Source organism: Paraburkholderia hiiakae, assembly GCF_904848665.1.
GTDB classification, from domain to species: domain Bacteria; phylum Pseudomonadota; class Gammaproteobacteria; order Burkholderiales; family Burkholderiaceae; genus Paraburkholderia; species Paraburkholderia hiiakae.
Map to the genome: position 1 here is coordinate 132,872 of NZ_CAJHCQ010000015.1, position 19,831 is coordinate 152,702.

General features: G+C 65.9%; 17 protein-coding genes. 6 read left to right on the plus strand and 11 right to left on the minus strand.

The genetic code is table 11. The annotated features are described in order from the left end of the window. Positions 1-75: 75 nt before the first annotated feature. Positions 76-1,551 (minus strand): sodium:solute symporter family protein, encoded by a 1,476-nt coding sequence (locus JMY28_RS26030; protein ID WP_201698762.1) that lies wholly within the window; start codon positions 1,549-1,551, stop codon positions 76-78. Then, positions 1,548-1,763 carry a DUF3311 domain-containing protein gene (locus JMY28_RS26035; protein WP_201698763.1) on the minus strand — a complete coding sequence of 72 codons (216 nt, stop codon included), beginning with the start codon at positions 1,761-1,763 and terminating at the stop codon, positions 1,548-1,550. Before JMY28_RS26035 ends, JMY28_RS26030 begins: the two co-directional genes overlap by 4 nt. 245 nt (positions 1,764-2,008) lie before the next feature. On the opposite strand from JMY28_RS26035, the gene JMY28_RS26040 reads away from it, so the two are divergent. Both JMY28_RS26040 and JMY28_RS26045 read left to right on the plus strand, forming a co-directional pair. Then, entirely contained in the window at positions 2,009-2,686 is a 678-nt protein-coding gene (locus JMY28_RS26040; protein WP_201698764.1) for a MarC family protein, read from the plus strand. A 55-nt stretch (positions 2,687-2,741) separates the two neighbouring features. After that, positions 2,742-3,575 carry a class II glutamine amidotransferase gene (locus JMY28_RS26045; protein ID WP_201698765.1) on the plus strand — a complete coding sequence of 278 codons (834 nt, stop codon included), beginning with the start codon at positions 2,742-2,744 and terminating at the stop codon, positions 3,573-3,575. Positions 3,576-3,602: 27 nt separating this feature from the next. On the opposite strand, the gene JMY28_RS26050 is transcribed toward JMY28_RS26045, so the two are convergent. From JMY28_RS26050 to treF, 4 genes are all read right to left on the minus strand, one after another. Next, positions 3,603-5,591: a hybrid sensor histidine kinase/response regulator gene (locus JMY28_RS26050; RefSeq protein ID WP_201698766.1), complete on the minus strand. Its 1,989-nt coding sequence runs from the start codon at positions 5,589-5,591 to the stop codon at positions 3,603-3,605. Between the two features lie 71 nt (positions 5,592-5,662). After that, positions 5,663-6,577: a glycosyltransferase family 2 protein gene (locus tag JMY28_RS26055; protein ID WP_236597046.1), complete on the minus strand. Its 915-nt coding sequence runs from the start codon at positions 6,575-6,577 to the stop codon at positions 5,663-5,665. 263 nt (positions 6,578-6,840) lie between these two features. Beyond that, positions 6,841-7,515 carry an HAD family hydrolase gene (locus JMY28_RS26060; RefSeq protein ID WP_201698768.1) on the minus strand — a complete coding sequence of 225 codons (675 nt, stop codon included), beginning with the start codon at positions 7,513-7,515 and terminating at the stop codon, positions 6,841-6,843. Between the two features lie 103 nt (positions 7,516-7,618). Beyond that, positions 7,619-9,454, minus strand: a complete 1,836-nt coding sequence (gene treF, locus JMY28_RS26065; protein ID WP_201698769.1) for an alpha,alpha-trehalase TreF — start codon at positions 9,452-9,454, stop codon at positions 7,619-7,621. Positions 9,455-9,689: 235 nt separating this feature from the next. On the opposite strand from treF, the gene JMY28_RS26070 reads away from it, so the two are divergent. Further along, on the plus strand, positions 9,690-10,862 hold the full coding sequence (locus JMY28_RS26070) for a 4-hydroxybenzoate 3-monooxygenase (RefSeq protein WP_201698770.1): 1,173 nt from the start codon (positions 9,690-9,692) through the stop codon (positions 10,860-10,862). A 95-nt stretch (positions 10,863-10,957) separates the two neighbouring features. On the opposite strand, the gene JMY28_RS26075 is transcribed toward JMY28_RS26070, so the two are convergent. The 4 genes from JMY28_RS26075 to JMY28_RS26090 form a co-directional block, all read right to left on the minus strand. After that, complete coding sequence (locus JMY28_RS26075) at positions 10,958-12,010, minus strand: Ldh family oxidoreductase (protein ID WP_201698771.1); 1,053 nt, start codon at positions 12,008-12,010, stop codon at positions 10,958-10,960. Between the two features lie 41 nt (positions 12,011-12,051). Continuing rightward, on the minus strand, positions 12,052-13,548 hold the full coding sequence (locus JMY28_RS26080; protein WP_201698772.1) for a DASS family sodium-coupled anion symporter: 1,497 nt from the start codon (positions 13,546-13,548) through the stop codon (positions 12,052-12,054). Between the two features lie 309 nt (positions 13,549-13,857). Further along, complete coding sequence (locus tag JMY28_RS26085; protein ID WP_201698773.1) at positions 13,858-14,193, minus strand: DUF4148 domain-containing protein; 336 nt, start codon at positions 14,191-14,193, stop codon at positions 13,858-13,860. Between the two features lie 194 nt (positions 14,194-14,387). Further along, a complete protein-coding gene (locus JMY28_RS26090; protein ID WP_201698774.1) occupies positions 14,388-15,071 on the minus strand; it encodes a DJ-1/PfpI family protein in 684 nt (227 codons plus the stop codon). A 178-nt stretch (positions 15,072-15,249) separates the two neighbouring features. Between JMY28_RS26090 and JMY28_RS26095 the strand changes: the two genes are divergently transcribed. Continuing rightward, the gene (locus JMY28_RS26095; RefSeq protein ID WP_201698775.1) at positions 15,250-16,776 is read left to right on the plus strand and encodes a peptide MFS transporter; all 1,527 of its coding nucleotides are present in this window, start codon (positions 15,250-15,252) and stop codon (positions 16,774-16,776) included. Between the two features lie 69 nt (positions 16,777-16,845). Here JMY28_RS26095 and JMY28_RS26100 read toward each other — a convergent pair whose 3' ends face one another. Beyond that, positions 16,846-17,283, minus strand: coding sequence for a carboxymuconolactone decarboxylase family protein (locus JMY28_RS26100; RefSeq protein ID WP_201698776.1), 438 nt, complete (start codon positions 17,281-17,283; stop codon positions 16,846-16,848). Between the two features lie 165 nt (positions 17,284-17,448). Between JMY28_RS26100 and pdxR the strand changes: the two genes are divergently transcribed. Together pdxR and JMY28_RS26110 are read left to right on the plus strand one after the other, a co-directional pair. Next, on the plus strand, positions 17,449-18,939 hold the full coding sequence (pdxR, locus tag JMY28_RS26105) for a MocR-like pyridoxine biosynthesis transcription factor PdxR (RefSeq protein ID WP_201698777.1): 1,491 nt from the start codon (positions 17,449-17,451) through the stop codon (positions 18,937-18,939). 323 nt (positions 18,940-19,262) lie between these two features. Next, entirely contained in the window at positions 19,263-19,709 is a 447-nt protein-coding gene (locus tag JMY28_RS26110; protein WP_201698778.1) for an HU family DNA-binding protein, read from the plus strand. Positions 19,710-19,831 lie beyond the last annotated feature (122 nt).

A 19,831-nucleotide genomic window follows, 5' to 3' on the forward strand; every position in this document is an offset into this window, starting at 1 on the left:
AAAACGGCCCAACCGGATCACGCCGATTGGGCCGCCTTGCTACCGCTTTACGTCATGTCAATGCGGTCAATGTGGTCAATGCGCCCGCGCATGCTCATGATCGACATGCGTGCGCGGCTGCGTCACCGTGCTCACCACCGCAAGCACGATCACGTTTACGAACAGCGCAAGGAAGCCGATGTTGATGTCCTTGAGCGCATCCGGCGCGAACGGAATCAACTGAGCCACGCTCACATGCGTGAGCGTCGTGACGATCACCACGAGCACGCCCGCCACGATGCCGCAGAACGCGCCTTGCTTCGTCACGCGATTGCGCGCGGAGAGGCTGCACACCATCGCCGGGAAGAGCTGCGTGACGAAGTTGTAGCCCATTAGCAGCAGCGCGACGATGGTGTCGCCGCCGTTGAGCGTGAAGCCTACCGCCACGAGCGCGACCACCGGCACGAAAAAGCGTGCGAGTTTCGCGACTTGCGCGTCGTCCGCGCTCTTCGCGAGGCCGCCGCGATAGATGTCGTTGGCGAGCAGCGTCGAAGCCGTGGTGAGGATCATCGAGCCCGGCACGAGTGCGGTGAGTACGCCTGCCGCGCCGATCACGCCCACGAACCACGGATCGAACGTTTGCAGCGCGAGGCGGAAGAGCGAGAGGTCGATGTCGCCGCCCTTCAGGCCCGGCACCTTGAGCACGGCCGCGAAGCCGCAAAAGAATACGAACAGCAGGATGAGCTGATAGAGCGGGAGGACCATCGCGTTGCGGCGGAAGATACGCTCGTTCTTCGCGGTGTAGACCGACATGAACGTGTGCGGCCACATGAAGAAGCCCAGCGCCGTGAGCAGCACGGTGGACTGGAACCACGTCACGCTCTGGCCGCGCGCCGGGAAGGTGAGAAAGCCGGGCTTGGCCGCGTCGATCGCGCGGAACATCTCGCTCAGGCTGCCGTAGTGGTGAATCGGCAGGTAGACGCCGAGGAACACGGCGATAGCGAGAATCATCGTGTCCTTGACGACCGAATTCCACGCGCAGCCGCGCACGCCCGAAACGATCACGTAAGCCGTGACCACGGCCGCGCCGATCCAGATCGCCGCCGTGGAGGAAATTGCGCCATAGGAGGCCGTCGTCACGATGATGCCGAGCCCCTTGAGTTGCAGCACGAGATACGGCACGAGCGCGAGCACGCCCACGCATGCCACCAGCACGCCCAGTGCGGGGCTCTGATACTTGCGCGCGAAGAAGTGCGGCTGCGAGACGAGCCGGTGCTGCTTGGCGAAGCGCCAGACGGGCGGCAGCATCCAGTACGAGAGGATGTACGCAAGCGTGCCGTAGGCCAGAATGTAGTAGACGGGCGCACCCTTGCCATAGGCGAAGCCGCTGCCGCCGAGAAACGTGAAGGTCGTGTAAATCTCGCCCGCCATCAGCAGGAACACAAACGCGGTGCCGAAGCTGCGGCCGCCCACCGCCCACTGCTCGAGATTCATGTCGTGCCCGCGGCGGGCGCGCATGCCGAGATAGAGCGCGAAGAAGGTCATCGCCGCGATGATGATGAGGGCGCTCATGAACGCACCTCCGCATCCGCTTCGCCCGAAAGCCGGTTGACCGGATCGAGCCGGTAGACGATCCCCATGATCGCCGCGGCCAGCACGACCCACATGACGATCCAGGCCAGCACGAGCGGCATGCCGAGCACGAGCGGCTCGGTGCGATTGACAAACGGCACCCCTAACAGGATGCCAATAAAGGGCAAGGCGGCGAGCAACCTCAGTGACATGGCAACTCCTCTTTCATATGAGAAGAAAAGAAACGTCGCGTCGGGGTGCGAGGCAACCCACTCTATGCTTGTGAACGCGCCCCGTAAAGCTGCCAAAAATACTGAAGGGCTTGCTGTAAAGATTGGTGCAGCGCGCCATTTTTTCGGGCATCGGGCGACATCGATCAGGCACGCAAAGGGCCGATCCGGCTACACTTCTCGCAGCCCGGCGCGCTGTTTGCGCATGCCCTTACCGGATCGACTTCATGATCGAGAGCCTGATTTCAGACATCCTGTTCGGTTTTACCGGACTCATCAGCATCATCAATCCCATTGGCGTTGCCTTCGTCTTTCTCGACCGCACCGCGAACCTCACCGACGAAGAGCGGCGCCTGCTCGCCAAGCGCGTGGCGATCAATGCCTTCTTCGTGCTGGTTGCGGCGTTTTTCGTGGGCACGCCCATCCTGCATTTCTTCGGCATTTCAATGGAAGCGCTGCGTATTGGCGGCGGCCTCGCGGTGGCCGTGAGCGGCTGGCAGATGCTCAACGCGCCCGAGCCCGAGCCGCTCCCGGCCGATCACCCGGTCAAGCCCATGAGCGCGAGTTCGGCCTCCGGCAAGGCCTTTTTCCCGCTGACCATTCCGCTCACCACGGGCCCGGGCTCCATCGCCACGGCCATTGCGCTGAACGCCAACCGCACGCACAAGCTTTCGGCGTGGCTGCTCTCGAGCTTCGCGTCGATCGTGATCTCGGCGCTCGTCATGCTCGTGATCTATTACGTGTACAGCCGCGCTGCGCGGCTTTCGCAGTACCTGGGTGTGGAAGGCACGCGCGTGGCCATGCGCGTGTCGTCGTTTCTGCTCCTGTGCATCGGGGTGCAGATCATACTGACTGGCCTGACCGGGTTTCTCACGCCGATCGCCGACCTGCGCGCCGCGAAGTAGCGGCGCGCTCGAACGGGCCGGCGTACACGAGCGTCCTTACACGAAGGAGACCATCATGTGCCGCTGGCTCGCTTATACGGGTAACCCCGTGCATCTCGAGACCGTGCTGTTTCACGCGCGCCATTCGCTGATCGACCAGAGCCTGCATTCGACCAAAGGCGCGACCACCACGAATGGCGACGGCTTCGGCATGGGCTGGTTCCAGGACCCGCACGACATTCCTTATCGCTACCGCAGCGTGCATCCGGCCTGGAACGACCGCAACCTGCGCGAACTCGCGCGTGCGGTGCGCGCGCCCATGTTCATCGCGCATATTCGCGCGGCCACCGACACGCCGGTGCAGGAAACGAACTGCCATCCGTTTCGCCACCGGCGCTGGATCTTCGCGCACAACGGGCTGATTCGCAGCTATCCGCTCATGCGTCGCGACCTGCTCGTCGCGATCGATCCGGATCGTTTCAACGCGCTCGAAGGTTCGACGGACTCCGAAACGATGTTCTACCTGGCCATGACGTTTGGCCTCGAAATCGATCCCGTCACCGCGCTCGAACGCATGGCGGGTTTCGTTGAAGCCACGGCGAAAAAGCATGGCGTCGAGCCAGCGCTCAATATGACCGTGTGCGCTTGTGACGGCGAGCAGATCGTCGCCGCGCGTTATTCGAGCGAACGCAATTCGCGCACGCTTTATCACACCACGGCGTTCCGGCATCTGCGCGAACTGTATCCCGACGACCCGCGCATCATCGCGGCTGGCGACGACGCCTATCTGCTCGTTTCCGAGCCGCTGGGCGATGCGCCCGATGTGTGGGCCGAAGTGCCGGAATCGACGGCCATTGTCGTGCGCGGACCCGATGTCGAGTACCGGCCGTTCGTGCCGGTTGCGCCTTGAGGCGACGTCAGGTGGCGCCGGGGATCTTCAGGCGTTCCGGCGCCTTTGCCGTGCCGCCGCGAGCGCGAGCACCTCGTCGAAAAGCGTGACGTCCACGGGCTTCACGAGATGCATCTCGAAGCCCGCTTCGCGCGTGAGTTCGACGTCGGCGGCCTGGCCGAAACCCGTCATCGCGGCGAACAGCGTGTCCTTGAGCGGCGGCAGCGCGCGCAGGGCGCGCAGCGTCGCATAGCCGTCGATCTCGGGCATGGCGATGTCGATGAGCGCGGCGTCGGGCGTGAAGCTGTCCACTTCCTCGCACGCATGGGCGGCGCTGTAGGCCACGCGCACGTCGTGGCCTTTGAGTTCGAGCAGCATGGCGAGGCTGTCTGCCGAGTCGCGGTTGTCGTCGACCACGAGCACGCGCAGCGGCGGCACGCCGGCCTCGGCCAGCGCGGCAAGCTCGGCTGCGTCGGGGGTGAGGGGCGGCGGCCGCACGGCGTGCACGGTCTCGCGCGCGAACGGCAGGCGGATCGTGAACGTGCTGCCTTTGCCCGGCCCGTCGCTCGTGGCGGAGATGGTGCCGCCATGCAGTTCGATGAGCGAGCGGCACAGCATGAGGCCAATGCCGAGCCCGTTTTCCGCGGGCCCCGGCACCGAGCGATCCTGGCTGAACAGGCCGAAGATCGACTCGTGGGTGCCCGGCCGCAGCCCGCGACCCTGGTCGCGCACCTGGATCTGCACGGCGCGCGCCGCGGCACGCACGTCCATGACGATGCGGCTGCCGTCGGGCGAAAACTTCGAGGCGTTGTGCAGCAGGTTCTGCAGCACCTGCACGAGGCGCGTATGGTCGCCCGTCATGGTGAGGGTGTCGTCGAGCATCTGCACGTCTACGTGCTGGCCGCGCGCCGAGGTAAAGGGCTGCGCCGCGTCGATGGCGTGCGCGACCACTTCGCGCAGGTCGAGCGGCGCCTCGCGCAATTCGATCTTGCCCGACGTGATGCGCCCGACGTCTAGCAGGTCGTCCACGAGCCGCGTGAGATGCACGATCTGGCGGTCGATCATTTCGCGCGCGCGCTCGATCTCGGGGCTCGGCGCATCCATGAGTCGCATCGTGGCCACGGCGTTGCGCACCGGCGCGAGCGGGTTGCGCAGTTCGTGCGCGAGCATGGCGAGGAACTGCTTCATCTGCTCGCTCGAATGCTCGAGCTCGTCGGTGCGGCGGCTCTCGGTCATGTCGCGCGTGACCTTTGCGAATCCCGTGAGCCGGCCGTGGCCGTCGTGCACCGCGGTGAGCGTGACGTTGGCCCAGAACATCGAGCCGTCTTTGCGCACGCGCCAGCCTTCGGTCGCGACGCGGCCGAAGTCTTTCGCGCGGCGCAGCTCGCGCTCGGGCTGACCGGCGGCGATCTCCTCGGGCGGATAAAACACGGAAAAATGCTGGCCGACGATCTCGGCCGGGCGGTAACCCTTCAGGTTGGTCGCGCCGGTGTTCCAGCTCACCACGTGGCCCTGCGGGTCGAGCATGAAGATCGCGTAGTCGGTCACGCTTTCCACGAGCAGGCGAAAGCGCTCTTCGGAAAGGCGCAGCGCCTCGACCTGGCGGCGTTCGGCGGTGAGGTCGCGGGTGACCTTGGCGAAGCCCGCGAGCGAGCCGTCGCGCTCGCGCAGCGCGGTGATGACGACGTTGGCCCAGAACATCGTGCCGTCCTTGCGCACGCGCCAGCCTTCGTCGTTGAAACGTCCGTGCAACGAGGCCTGCTCCAGCTCGTGCTCGGGCCAGCGGCGCGCGTTGGCTTCGTCGGTGTAAAAGCGCGAGAAGTGCTGGCCGATGATCTCGTGCGCTTCATAGCCCTTGATGCGGGCCGCGCCGCGATTCCAGCTCACGATGTAGCCGCGCGTGTCGAGCAGGAAGATCGCGTAATCCTCGATCGGATCCACGAGCGCCTCGAAGCGGCGTTCGTTGTGGCTTTCGGCGGCGACGGTGTGCGGGGCGATGCCGGGGTCGGGCGTCGTCATGGTCCTTGGGTCTGTCATAGGGCCTGTTCAGAAGTTTGACAGGCTCTGGCCTCCTGAATGGACGGCCCGCGCGCAGCGGGCGCCGCAGCTTACCACGCGCGCTGCCCCGAGCGGTCGTACTTTTCGGCCATTGCCGGAATGCCTACGCGCACGTGGCGTTCCGCGCGGCGCACCTGGCGGGTGAGCAGCGCGACGTGCGGCGGCACCACGCGGCGTGCGCGCAATGTCCAGAAAGCGCCGCGCAGCAGCGCCACGCCTGCGGGCCCAAGCGAGCGCTGGCGCGCGAATACCGCGAGCGCGCGGCCGGTTGCCGCGATCGCGTCGCGCGCAGGCAGGCGCATCCACGCCACCCAGGCCGTGTTGCGCGCGAGCGCGCAATGCTGCGCCCGCGTGAACCAGCGGTACAGCGGTTCGCGATGCGCGAGCGCCTGCTCGCAATAGACGATCCGGTGCCCGGCCGAAAGCATGTCGAGCGCGGCAAGCTCCTCGGCGCCGCCGTGCGAAAGCCGCTCCTCGTAGCCGCCGAGCGCGCGGAACACGGCTGCGCGGAAAATGCACGCGCCGGCCATGAAGTTAGCGAGCACCGGGCCCGCCAAGCCTTCGGCGCCCGGCGACGTGGCGGCGAGCATCAGGCAGGCGGGGTGAATTTCGCGCTCGTCGCCGCTCACCACGCGCGCATTGAGCACGGCCACTTGCGCGTGCGCGTCGAGCAGCTGCGCCGCGCGCGTGAGCGCGCCGGGTGCGAACCAGGTGCTGTCGTCGCAGCACGCAACGTAATCGGTGCGCGCGAGCAGCACGGCGCGATTGAACCCGGCCATGCCGTGGTCGCCCAGCGACTGGAGGATGCGCACTTGCGGAAAGAGCGACGCCAGCAGGGAGACGGTGGAATCGGTGGAGCCGTTGTCGGCGACGATGACGTCGGGATGCTCGGGAAGCGCGGTGAGGCGCGCGACGGTATCGACGGTTTGACGCACGTGATTGCGCGTGAGGACGACCACCGTCACGCGTGGCGCGCTGGGAGTTCCGGGGGCATGGGCGGAGTCGTTCATCGCAGCAGGCGGCGGGTGCCGGCCGGTGAGTTGTCGAATTGACCTATGTCAGCATACGCCGATGGCGCGCGACATGCAGTACCTGAGGTGTGTTAGGGGCACGGCGGCGCAGCAGCGCTGCTGCACTGCACAGCCGTGCGGTGCGCAATTTTCGCGCCGCGTTCGGCGGCGTGCAGTGGCCGCGCAGTTGCCGCCCAGTTAGCCGGTCAGTTAGCCGCTCAATCGCGGGCGCAGACTTCGTCGAGGTGGCCGAGCAGATCGGCGGGATCTTCGTACACGCGCAGCGCCCCTGCGCATTGCAGTTCCTCGGTGCCGTAGCCGCCCGACTGCAGGCCAATGCCGAGCGCCCGGCAGCGCTGGGCCGCGAGCATGTCCCAGACACTGTCGCCCACCACAAGGCAGCGCTCGATCGGCACATTCAGCCGCAACGCCGCGGCGACGAAAAGATCGGGATCGGGCTTGGCGTGGCGCACTTCGTCGCGCGTGACCACGGTCGTGACAGCCGGGTCCACGCCGAGCGCCTGCAAGTTCACGGAAGCCGTGGCGAGCCGCCCGCTCGTGGCGATCGCCCATGGCACCTGGGCGGCGGTCAGCGCGTCGAGCAGCGAGCGCGCGCCGGGCAGCGGGCGCACCTGGTCGGCGTGGCGGCGGTAGGCGTCGGCGTGTAGTTTCTGCAAGCGTGCGATGCGCTCCGGCGAGATGGCCTCGTGCGTCTCGCGCAGCAACTGGTTCATGAAGAGCCCGCCGCTCATGCCGATGCGCCGGTGAATGCGCCACACCGAAAGCTCGATGCCGTCCGCGTCGAGCGCTTCCTTCCATGCGAGCACGTGCTGGTAGACGCTGTCGACGAGCGTGCCGTCGAGGTCGAACAAAAAGGCCGATTCGTTGCGCATGGGTGGCTCCTTTGGCACACGACGATCACGCTGCGGTGGCAAAAAGTGTACGCCGCGCGCCCACGGCGTGCGCGCGGACGTTGTGGACGTTGCGAACGTTGAGTTAAGGCGCGCTGGCCGCCGCTGCGCCGGACGCCGCGACCGCGCCTTGTGCCGCCCCGGCCTGCGGATACATCTGCAGCAGCACGCGCAGCACACCATTAGTCCACCCAAAGCCGTCCTGCAGCGGATATTCGCCGCCGCCCGCCGACGATGCCTTGGTGGCCGACGCGCTCACGTCGTACTTCTCGACGAGCTTGTGCGTGCGCGCGTAGTAGGCGAGATTCGTCGCGATCCAGCGCGTGGCGATTTCCTGCGCGAGGTCCTGCTCACCATAGCGGCGCAGCCCCATGACCGCGAGATATTGCAGCGGCGCCCAGCCATTCGGCTCGTCCCATTGCTGGCCCGTCGCGACCTGAGTGGTGGCGAGGCCGCCGGGGCGCAGCAAGCCTGCGCGCACGGCGGCGGCCACTTCCTGCGCCTCGACTTTCGTCGCGACGCCCGCATAGAGCGGATAGACGGTCGCCGCCGTGAGCCGGTGCGTGAGCGTGTGGTGCGCGAAGTCGTAGTCGCTGTACGCATGCAATTGCGGGTCCCAGAGCACGCGGTCGATGGCGTCGGCGCGTTGCTGCGCGCGCTTCGTCATCAGTTCGGCTTCGCGCGCGTCGCCCTTCAGACCGTAGGCCTTCGCGAGCGTGCGCTCCAGGATCACCATCAGCGAATTGAGGTCCACCGGCGCGAGCGAGGTCACGTCGATGGTCGAAAGCGTGTGGCCGTCGGCGAGCCAGCGCGAGCTGTAGTCCCAGCCCGTTTCCGCACCCGCGCGCAGGTTGCGCCAGAGGTCCGAGGCGTCGCGTTGCGGCGTGGCACGCGCGGTGAGGATGTCTTCGCGGTACGACTCGTCGCGCGGCCGGTTGCGCGCGTCCCAGTAGCGGTTGAGCAGGGTGCCGTCGGGCAGGCGCACGAGGTGGCGCGCGGCGTGGCCGGGCTTGAGCGTTTGCTCGCCGGCCATCCAGTAGTCGTATTCCTTGCGCAGTTGCGGCAGGTAATGCAGGTAGACGGCGTCGCCATCTTTCTCGGCGACGAGGCTCACCATCTGCGCAAAAAACGGCGGCTGCGAGCGGCTCAGGTAGTACGTGCGATTGCCGTTCGCGATGTGCCCGTAGCGGTCGATCAGCGCGGCGAAGTTGTTCAGCTCGTCGAGCGCGAGTTCGTGGCGGCCGCTCGCTTCCAGGCCGAGCATGATGAAGTACGAATCCCAGTAGTAGATCTCATTGAAGCGGCCACCCGGCACGACGTACGCATAAGGCAGCGGCAGCAGCGACGAATACGGATCCGGCTTCGCGTCGGCGCGGCGGCTCAGCACGTTCCAGAGCGTGTCGATGTGGCCGACCACGTCCTGGTTCGGATCGGAAACGTAGTGGTCCTCGGTTTGCGCCGGGGCCGTGAAGTACTGGTTCACGAACTGTGCGAGCGCGGCCTTGCGCGCTGCGTCGTCGTGCTCATCTGCATGCTGTTGGCGCCAGCGTTCGTAAGCCGCTGTGATCTGGCCGGGGCGCGCGTTCGGCAGCATGTCGGCAAACGTCTTGCTATCGGGAAAGATCTGCGCGAGCTGGACGTCGTGATAGAGGCGGCCGTAAAGGTCGGCGGGCGTGGCGGGCTGGCTCTCTTTTGCCGAGTCGTGCTGCGTTGGCGAACGAACCGGTTTTGCCGATTGCGCCGGCTTTTGTAATTCCGGCGCGCTCGCGGGGGCTGCGGTGTCGGCCTGGGCATCGGCGGCATAGGCGGTTTGCGCGAGCGGCCATGCGAGGCACAACGCAGCGGCGAGCGTGGCGGCAAACGGTGTGTGGCGGAGTTTCGTGGCGGATTCGGGCGTGCGGGAGCGGAGCGGCAAAGGCATGGGCTTGATGTTCTTGGTGGGCGAGGACCGCGCCTGCGCGCAAAGCTGGCGCGCAGGCAAAGCGTGCGGATGAGCAATTTCCGTTCCGCGCAACGGCTAGCGAGAAGGCTGGCGATTGCAGCGTTATTCGAAATCGGGATAGTCCATATTCTCCATATCGCGTTGCGCGATAACGGGTGCAGCGGCGAAACTTGCGCAAAATCAATTCAAGCAACGCCGCATCAGGAGACATCTCATGCGCACTCAGGTTGGCATCATTGGCGCCGGGCCCGCGGGCCTGCTTCTTTCTCATCTTCTTCATTTGCGTGGCATCGACTCGGTCGTGCTGGAGCTGCGTGGCCGCGACCAGATCGAATCGACCATTCGCGCCGGCGTGCTCGAGCAAGGCACGATGGACCTGCTCACCGAAGCAGGCGTTGGCGCTCGCATGAAGGCCGAAGGCGCGCTGCATCACGGCTTCGAACTCGCGTTCGAAGGCAAGCGCCGCCGTATCGATCTCACTGGCCTCACGGGCAAAGCCATCACCGTCTACGCGCAGCATGAAGTGCTCAAGGACCTCGTGGCCGCGCGCGTGGCCGCGGACGGCAAGCTCTTCTTCAACGTCTCGAACACCTCGATTCACGGCGTGGAAACCAGCACGCCGTCGATCCGCTTCAACCACGAAGGCGAGGCGCACGAGCTGCATTGCGACTACGTGATCGGCTGCGACGGTTTCCACGGCGTGTCGCGCGCCTCGATTCCGGCGGCACTGCGCCAGGACTACGAGCGCGTGTTCCCATTCGGCTGGTTCGGCATTCTCGTCGAGGCGCCGCCCACTTCCGACGAACTGATCTACGCGCGCCACGATCGCGGCTTCGCGCTCGTCAGCACGCGCTCGCCGAATGTGCAGCGCATGTATTTCCAGTGCGATCCGAAGGACACCGTCGAGAACTGGTCCGACGACCGCATCTGGGCAGAGTTGCACGCACGCGTCGATTCGCTGGAAGGCCACCAGGTGGTGGAAGGCAAGATCTTCCAGAAGAACATCGTGGGTATGCGCAGCTTCGTCACGACCACGATGCAGCACGGCCGCCTTTTTCTCGCGGGCGACGCGGCGCATATCGTGCCGCCTACCGGAGCGAAGGGCCTCAATCTCGCGGTGGCGGATGTGCGTGTGCTGAGCGCGGCGCTCGTGGCGTTCTATAAGGAAGGACGCAATGATCTGCTCGACGCCTATAGCGAAACGGCGCTGCGGCGCATCTGGCGCGCGGAGCACTTCTCGTACTGGATGACGCGCATGATGCACCGTCTCGACGACGCCACGCCGTTCGAGCAGCGCCTGCAAGTCGCCGAGCTGGAGCACGTCACCACGTCGCGCGCCGCCGCGACGGCGATGGCCGAGAACTACGTAGGCGCGGTTGCGGTGTGAGGTAAGCGCAGCGAATCGAAACGGCCGCGCGAGTCCCGAAGGGCTCGCGCGGCCGTTGTGCGTTTCAGGCGTCGCGCCGGGCTGCTCGAGTCGGCTCAAATCGCCGTGAGCGGCGCGATGCCCAGTTCGTTCGCGATATCGGCGAAGGGCTTTCGCACGGAGTCGGGCAGCGTGATCGTCTGCATGTGCCGCGCGCGATTTTCCGCTTCGTACTGGCCAGGATACTGCACCGGTTGCGAGGGGTCCTGAGGCGGGCAGCTGAGCAGATAGTCGAGGAACGATTCGACTTCCTGCGAGCGCCACGTCGTATTGAAATCCACCTGCGGATCGAGCACCAGCGCGAACAGATTGTTGGTGGCGACGCCATTGCGCGGATTGTCCGGATGAATCGTGCCGCCGCCCGAGAGCACGCCCGCGAGCAATTCCGCCACCAGCCCGAGCGCATAGCCCTTGTGCAGGCCGAACGGCAACAGCGCGCCTGGCGGGTCGGCGAACAGCACGTTCGGGTCGTTAGTCGGTTGGCCGTTTGCGTCGATCACGGAGCCATCGGGCGCCGGCAGCCCGTTTTCCGCGAGCACGCGCGCCTTGTTCACGGCAATGGCGCTCGTGGCGATATCCACGACGAAGGGCGGCCGCCCGCCCGGCAGCGGACCCGCGAAGCACAGCGGGTTGGTCGTGAGCCGCGGCTCGCGCCCGCCGAAGGGCGCCACGGTCGGCGCGCGGTTCACCACGTTGGTGAACGCTAGCAGCACATAGCCTTGCGCCGCGACCATTTCGCCGTAATGCCCCATGCGCCCCAGGTGATGAGTCTGGCGCAGCGTCACGATGCATTGCCCATATTCGCGCGTGCGCGCGATCGCGTCTTCCATCACGACCTTGCCCACGTGCTGGCCGAAGCCGCTGTGGCCGTTGTAGCCGATCAGGCTGCCGCGGTCCACCACGCGCTCGGCGCGGCCGTCGGCGGTGACGAAACCCGCGGCCAGTACGCGCTTGTAGTTGGGCAGGATCGACAGGCCGTGGCTCGCGTAGCCCACGCGGTCGGATTCGATCAGATGGTCGGCCACGTCGGCGGCGATGTCTTCAGGCACCGAGACCTTCGTGAGCACGGCTGTGGCGAAGCGGCGTGCGTCGTCGATATTGACTTCCATGAGCGGCTCCTCGCTAACAGTGCGGCGTTCAGATGCAGCGTTCAGATCCAGCCCAGCCAGCGCCACCACGTCGCGGCGAACAGCAGCAATAGCAAGTAGCCGAAGACGGTCAGCACGATGCCCACGCGCGCGAACTGCTTCGCCGTGAACGTTTCGGTGGCGAGGCACACCATGTTTTGCGGCGCGTTGATCGGCAGGATGAAGCCGAAGCTCACGACGTAGCCGAGCAGCATGGTGAGACCGAGCCGGTTGAAGTCGCCCTGCATGGACTGCAGCACCGACACGAGAATCGGCAGCATCGCGGAGGTGAGCGCCGTTGCGCTTGCAAAACCGAGGTGGATGAGGATGAGGAAGGCGGACAGAATCGCGAAGGCCATGAACGGGGTGGCGGTGTCGAGCCCCGTATGGTGCGCGACGAGGTCGCCGAGCCATTGGCCCGCTTTCGTCGTGAGCAGCGCCGTGCCGAGGCTGATGCCCACGCCGAACACGATCACCGTGCCCCACGGAATGCGGCTTTGCACGGTCTTCCAGTCCATCACGCCAAAGCGCGGCAAGAGCAGCAGCACGAGGCCCACGTAGGTGACCGAGGTCGTGTCGAACGGGTGCAGCTTGCCTTCGGTCGCCCAGAACAGCAGCAGGCCGATGGAGACGCCCAGCAGCCGCTTTTGCGGGCCCGTCATGGGGCCGAGTTCGCGCAGCGAAGCTTCGACGGCTTCCTTGCCGCCGGCGATGGCGTCGGCTTCGGGCGGCAGCATCTTGAGCACGATGAAGAGCAGCGCCGCCGACATCACGATCGCCCAGGGCGCGCCCGCAATGAGCCAGTCGAGCCACGTGACGCGTGCGCCGAGCATCTTGTCCATGAAGCCCACGGTCAGCAGATTCTGCGCGGCGGCGGTCTGGATGCCAACATTCCATATGCTCGTGCCTTGCGCCACCACGATCATGATGCCGGCCGCGATGTTCGAGCGCTTGTCCACGCCGAACGCCGAGATCACGCCCACCATGATCGGCACGACGCAGGCGCTGCGCGCGGTGGCGCTCGGCACGACGAGCGAGAGCACGATGGTCACGGCGACCGCGCCGATCAAGATGCGCCGCGTGGTGGTGCCGATGAGCGAGAGCGTGACGAGCGCAATGCGCCGGTCGAGACCGGTGACGGTCATCGCCGCGGAGATGAAGAGGGCGCCGGCCACGAGCGCGAGCGCGGAATTGGAGAAGCCCGCGAGCGCCATGCTGATGGCTTTGTTGGTGCCGTAGTCGACAGCGGGGTTTTCGATGGTGGGCGCGGTGCCCACGAGAAACGCCATGAGCGAGGTGATGATGATCGCGCTCGCTTCGTACGATACGGCTTCGGTGAGCCACACGACCACGGCGAATGCGAGGATGGCGAGCATGCGCTGGCCGGCGGGCGGGAGGCTATCGGGCAGCGGCAAAAGCAATACGACGACGAGCGCGATCACGCCTGCTATCAGGCCCACAGGTATGCCCTTTTTCTGCGGCGCAGCGCTCGCGTTGGCGGCTGGCTGGGGTGCGTTCATGGCGGTGACTCCACGTTGGGCATGCACGCGGCATGGCTCGCAATGGCATCTGGCCGAGCGCGTGCAGCGTCGAAAAACGGTGGTGTTGCGGCTTGCGAACGAGTCAGCGCATTCGCTTCGCGGATGGTACTGCCATTCCACTGATGAAGCGTTTAGTGTGTACGGCGGGAGCGGGCGAGCGCGAAGGCGGGGGACGTGCAGCGTTTAACCCTGCTGCGGGTGATGCGGGCAACTGGACGGTGCAAGCGTTTTAACCGGCAACGCAGCCGGTTAAAACGGGGGGATGACGAATTCGGGTATTCAGTATTACTAGTTGGCGCCAGCAGCAGCGTTAGCTTTCTTCTGTGCGTCCTGCAGGTTCTGCGGATAGTTCGGGTCGTTCAGCGCTGGCTTGTAGCCCGCGTCTTCCAGCTTCTTCAGCTCGGCGGTGTTCTTCGCGCGGGCTTGCTTGCGCTCGGCCTTGCGCTCCGCTTTGGCCTGAGCCTTGGCCTGTGCTTTCTGTTCCTTCGTGAGCGGTTGCGAGGCCGTGGCCTGGTCGGCTGCGGGAGCGCTGGCTTCCGTTTGCGCGAACGCCGGTGCGGCGACGCCAATCAGGAATGCAGCGGTAGTCGCGGCGAGAGTCAGCTTGCTGGTGGTGGAGCGCATTGATTCCCCTAATGATTGGTTTGAACGACTTACCCAGGGCTGGGAGAACGGGTGCTGGCCGCTGCGCAGGAAGCAGCGGCGCGCCCGGCACTCAATGTAATCGATCCACAACAAAGACGGTAGCAGGCGCTGACCCTGGCTGGCAGCCGACTGAGAGGCAACTGCGAGGCAACCGCGCCGGCCTCACCGGGCGCTCAAGCGGCGAGTTTCGCGGCCGCCGCCGCGACTACGCGCGCGCGTTCGGCGAGCGACGCCGCTGTCTGCGCGCGCAACCTTTCCACGATCGCACGCGGCGCGCTGGCGGGGTCGCCGGCATCGAACGGCGGCGCGGGCGCGTACTCGAGCTCGAGCTGGAGCGCCTGGGCGGCCTCGTCGCCGATCAGCTCGGCGGCGAGCGTCAATGCGAAATCGATACCCGCGGTGATGCCGCCGCCGGTCAGCACGTTGCCGTCGCGCACCACGCGCGCTTTCACGGGCAGCGCGCCGAGCGGCTCCAGCAGTTCGTGGAAGGCCCAGTGCGTGGTCGCGCGGCGTCCGCGCAACAGCCCGGCGGAGCCGAGCACGAGCGCGCCCGTGCAAACCGAGGTGACGTAGCGCGCCGTGGCCGCCTGGTGGCGCAGGAACGCGAGTGTTTCGTCGTCGGGAATCAGCTGCGAGACGCCGCTGCCGCCGGGCACGCAGATCACGTCGAGCGGGGGGCAGTCCTCGAAGGTCGTGTCGGGCGTGAGCATGAGGCCGGTGCTCGAGCGGACCGGATCGAGCGTCTTCCAGATGAGCCGCGCCTGGGTGTCCGGCATCGAGGCGAGCACGTCGTATGGGCCGGTCAGGTCGAGCTGTTGAACGCGAGGAAACAGGAGAAAGCCGATTTGCAGTGCCATGGTGCGTTTCCGTTCAAGGTTGGACTGTCGAAAAAGGCCGGCGGTGTGCCGACGAATCGGAAATCACTGTAATCTCGCCACGGTGCGCACCCATGCCAAAAACCGCGCAAAAACTGCCAGCGGCGCACGCGCGAGTACAATCGCGCGCCGTGCACTACCGCAACAGGAAATACGCAACATGAATACGCCAGCCTCCGCCACGACCACCCCGAGCCGGACCCGTTCGTTCACGACGGTCTTCCTGATAGAGATGTGGGAGCGCTTCGGCTACTACGGCATGGCGGCGCTTCTGGTGCTGTTCATGGTGGAGCAGGTCGGCTTCAGCGACCGCGAGGCGAACCTCACGTGGGGCGCTTTCGTTGCGCTCGTCTTCGCGGCGCCGGCCATTGGCGGATGGATCGGCGACCAGATTCTCGGCGCACGGCGCTCGATGGTGGCGGGTGCCGCGATCCTCGCGGCAGGCTACTTCATGCTCGCGCTGCCCAACGACAGCCTGAGCCATATGTACGCTTCGCTAGGCGTGATCGTAGTCGGCAACGGTCTCTTCAAGTCGAACGCGGCGAACCTCGTGAGGCGCATCTACGAGGGCGACGACGCGCAGCTCGACAGCGCGTTCACCATCTACTACATGGCGGTGAACATCGGCTCGACCGTGTCGATGCTCGCCACACCCTGGATCAAGGAGCATTGGGGTTGGCACGCCGCGTTCGGCGTGTGTTGCGCGGGCATGGCGCTCGGCATCCTCAACTTCCTTCTGATGCGCCGCACGCTCGCGCGGATCGGCTCGGCCCCCGACGACCAGCCGCTGCACGTGGGCCGCGCCGCGCTCGTGGCAGTGGGCGCCGTGGCGCTCGGCGCGGCGACGATGTTCGTGCTCCAGCACGAAGCGATCGCGCGCGGCTGCGTGTATGCCGCGGCGGCCGCCATTCTCGCGATATTCGGGTGGATGCTCGTGCGCTGCGAGCGTGCCGAGCGCGCCGGCCTGATCGCTGCGCTCATCCTCACGTGCCAGGTGATCCTGTTTTTCGTGTTCTATCAGCAGATGTCGACTTCGCTCACGCTGTTCGCACTGCGCAACGTCGATCCGCAGTTCTCGCTGTTCGGTATTGCGCTGTTCCGATGGAGTCCGGCGCAATTCCAGGCGCTCAATCCCATCTGGATCATGGTGCTCTCGCCGCTGCTCGCCGTGCTTTACACGTCGCTTGCGCGCAGCGGCCGCGACGTGCCGGTGGCGGTGAAGTACGCACTCGGCTTCGCCGTGGTCGCCGCCGGCTTTTTCGTGTTCGCGGCGAGCGGGCGCTATGCGGTGGAAGGGCGCGTGTCGTCGTGGTTCATGGTGGCCGGCTACGGGCTTTATTCGCTCGGCGAACTGCTTGTGAGCGGCCTGGGACTCGCGATGATCGCGCGCTACGTGCCCGCGCGCATGAGCGGCTTCATGATGGGCGCGTACTTCGTCGCGACCGGCGTTTCGCAATATCTGGGCAGCGTGGTGGCCAATTTCGCGCAGATGCCCTCGGGCACGCTCGACCCGCTTGCCTCGTTGCCGCTTTATACGCGGCTCTTCTCCGGCCTTGGCTGGCTCGCATCGCTGGGCGTGCTCGTGGCCGTACTGCTGTTGCCGATCATGAACCGCCTCTCGCGCGAGCATCACGCACAAGGCGGCGCGCAAGCCTCGCGCGAGCCGCAATCGGCAAACATCCAGTGATCGATTCACGCGCCGCGTTCAGCCGCTGCTTAATTGGTAGCAGCGCTCGCGGCGCGTTTTACTCCATGCTCACGCCGGCGTCTTGCGGAACGTCACCGCAATGCGGTTCCAGCCGTTGATCGCGATGATCAGCAGCGTGAGGTCGGCGATCTCCTGATCGCTGAAATGCGGCTTCACGCGTTCCCAAACGTCGTCGGGCACATGCGTTTGCGCGAGCAGCGTGACCGACTCGGTCCATTCGAGCGCCGCGCGCTCGCGCTCGGTGAAGAACGGCGTTTCACGCCACACCGATACCGTGGCGAGCCGGCGATCGGTTTCGCCGCCCTTGCGCGCGTCCGTGGTGTGCATGTCCACGCAGTACGCGCAGCCGTTGATCTGCGAAGCACGCAGGCGCACCAGTTCCGCGAGCGGTTTTTCGATCGAGCTTTTGCTCGCGCGCTCTTCGAGCGCAATCATGGCCTTCGTGCCTTCCGGGCTGGCCTTGTAGAAATCCAGACGTGCCTGCATGAGCGTTCACCTTTCGAGTTGAATTGCCTGGTTGATGGGTTGGACTTGCGAATTGCGTAACCACAGATGCACTTTAGGCGCTGCCCTGGCACGTTCACATAGCCATTCTGGCAATATTTCGGGTGACCACTTTCGCTCCCGTCGAAGGCTATCAGAAGCGTCATCATGGAACTCCACGTCACCGTGTCGGGCCGTCGCGACCTCGCGGGCCAGATCTATCGCCAACTGCGCGACAGCATTGTCGACGGCCGTCTTGCAGGCGGTACGCGCCTGCCGTCCACCCGCGATCTCGCATTGCAGCTCGGCGTTTCGCGCAAGACCACGCTCGACGTATTCGAGAGGCTGCTCGCCGAGGGCTATCTGAACTCGCGGCGCGGCTCGGGCACATTCGTCGCGGAAACGCTCGAACGCCTGCCCGCGCGTGAGCGCGGTCACCCGAATCCGCAGATTCGCGCGGCCACCGCGGCTTCCAGCATCGTTGCCACGCCGGCGCACAAGGCGCAGGCCACGCCGTGGTGGCAGGCGCAAGCCGAGGCGCTGTACGCCTCGTTGCCGCGTCTGGACGCGCGACTCGCCTGCGACTTCGCGGGCGGCATCACCGACAAGTCGCGCTTTCCGTTCGACATCTGGCGGCGCTGCATCAACGACGCGCTGCGCGTGCAGGCGCGCGGCCACGGCATGTATCGCGAACCGGCTGGCGAGGAGAAGCTGCGCCTCGCGGTGTCGCGCTATCTCGCCTTCAATCGCGCGGTGCAGGGCAACTGGCAGGACGTGATCGTCACGCAGGGCGCGCAGCAGGCACTCGATCTGCTCGCGCGCGTGACGCTCGCCCCGGGCGACGTGGTCGCCGTGGAAGACCCGGGCTATCCGCCCGCGCGCGATATCTTCGCCGCACTGGGCGCGAAGGTCGTGCCGGTGCCCGTGGATCGCGAGGGGCTCGTGGTCGCGCGTCTGCCGAAAGCGGCGCGGCTCGTATACGTGACACCCTCGCATCAGTTCCCGCTCGGCATGCCGATGAGTCTCGCGCGGCGCGTCGCGCTGCTCGAATGGGCGCAGGCGCGCGGCGCGCTCGTGATCGAAGACGACTACGACTGCGAATACCGCTTCGAGGGCCGCTCGATGGAGCCGCTCAAGAGCCTCGACAACGCCGGGCTCGTCGCCTACGTCGGCACGTTTTCGAAGACGATCTTTCCAGAGCTGCGCGTGGGCTACACGGTGCCGCCCGCCGCGTTGGCCGCGCCGCTCGCCCGCGCGCGGCAGATTGGCGACGCCCACGGCTGCGTGCTCACGCAGACGGCGCTCGCCGACTTCATGCTCAACGGCCATTTCGCGCGCCATTTGCGGCGCATGCATCAGACGTATTCGCAGCGCCGCGACGTGCTGCTCGCGCATCTGCGCGGACCGCTCGCGCCGTGGCTCGAACCCGTCACGCCGAACACGGCGGGGCTGCACCTGGCGGCGCGGCTCGTCGCGCCGCTCGACGCCACTGCGGTGGCGCAGGCGGCGCGCCGTGCGTCGATCGGCCTGCATCCGCTCGCGCCGTTTTATCTCGGAGCGCCTGTGCAGAGCGGTTTTCTCTTCGGTTACGGTGGGGTCGACGCCGAGCGTATCGATGCCGCGCTGACGTCGCTCGCCACGCTGCTGCGCACGCTTTGACTGCATCTTGCCGTCGCGCCGACACCGGCATGGCAGCCGAAATCGTGCAAAAACGCCATACGTATGGCGCTTTCCTGACGAACGCGCCATGCGCCGCGCCGAGCGAAGCATGTCGTCCGACAGTGCTTCGGGTACGCGCGGTGCACGTTTACCCCTGTAAACAGGCGTCAAAATGTGTTCGAGAGTCTGCGCCACGCAACAAAATCGTAACGACAATGCAAAAGCTTCACGCAAAACGCTTGCGCGTATGTAGAATCCGCCGTTGAAGCACGTGCATTCCGCAGTGCTTCTTCGATTCACTGACCAACACTGGTAGGAGAAACATGCCGACTTCCGCAAAGAAAGTGGCCAAAAAGGCAGCTGCCCCGGCCAAGAAGGTTGCCGCAAAGAAAGCGCCCGCCACCAAGACGGCCGCAGCTAAGAAGGTCGCCGTGAAGGCGTCCGGCGCACCGTCGCCGATCAAGGACACCTTCACGAAGGCCTCGCTGGCTACCCACGTCGCTGAGCGTGCAGGCGTCGAGCCGAAGGCTGCCAAGGCCGTGCTCGCCGCGCTGGAAGACACGATCCTCGGTTCGGTCCACAAGAAGGGCGCTGGCGAATTCACGCTGTCGGGTCTTCTGAAGATCGTCGTGCAGGCAGTGCCGGCGAAGAAGAAGCGCTTCGGCAAGGATCCGTTCACGGGCGAAGAGCGCTGGTTCCCGGCCAAGCCCGCATCGGTTCGCATCAAGGCGCGCGCCCTGAAGAAGCTGAAGGACGCAGCAGCAGCCTGATTGCGCTGATTGCGCTTCAAGCCGCGGCCTTCGGGTAGCGGCTACCGTCAGTACCAAAAAATCCCCGTTGGCGTCGAGCCCACGGGGATTTTCATTTGGTGCGTGCCACGCGCACAGACGCC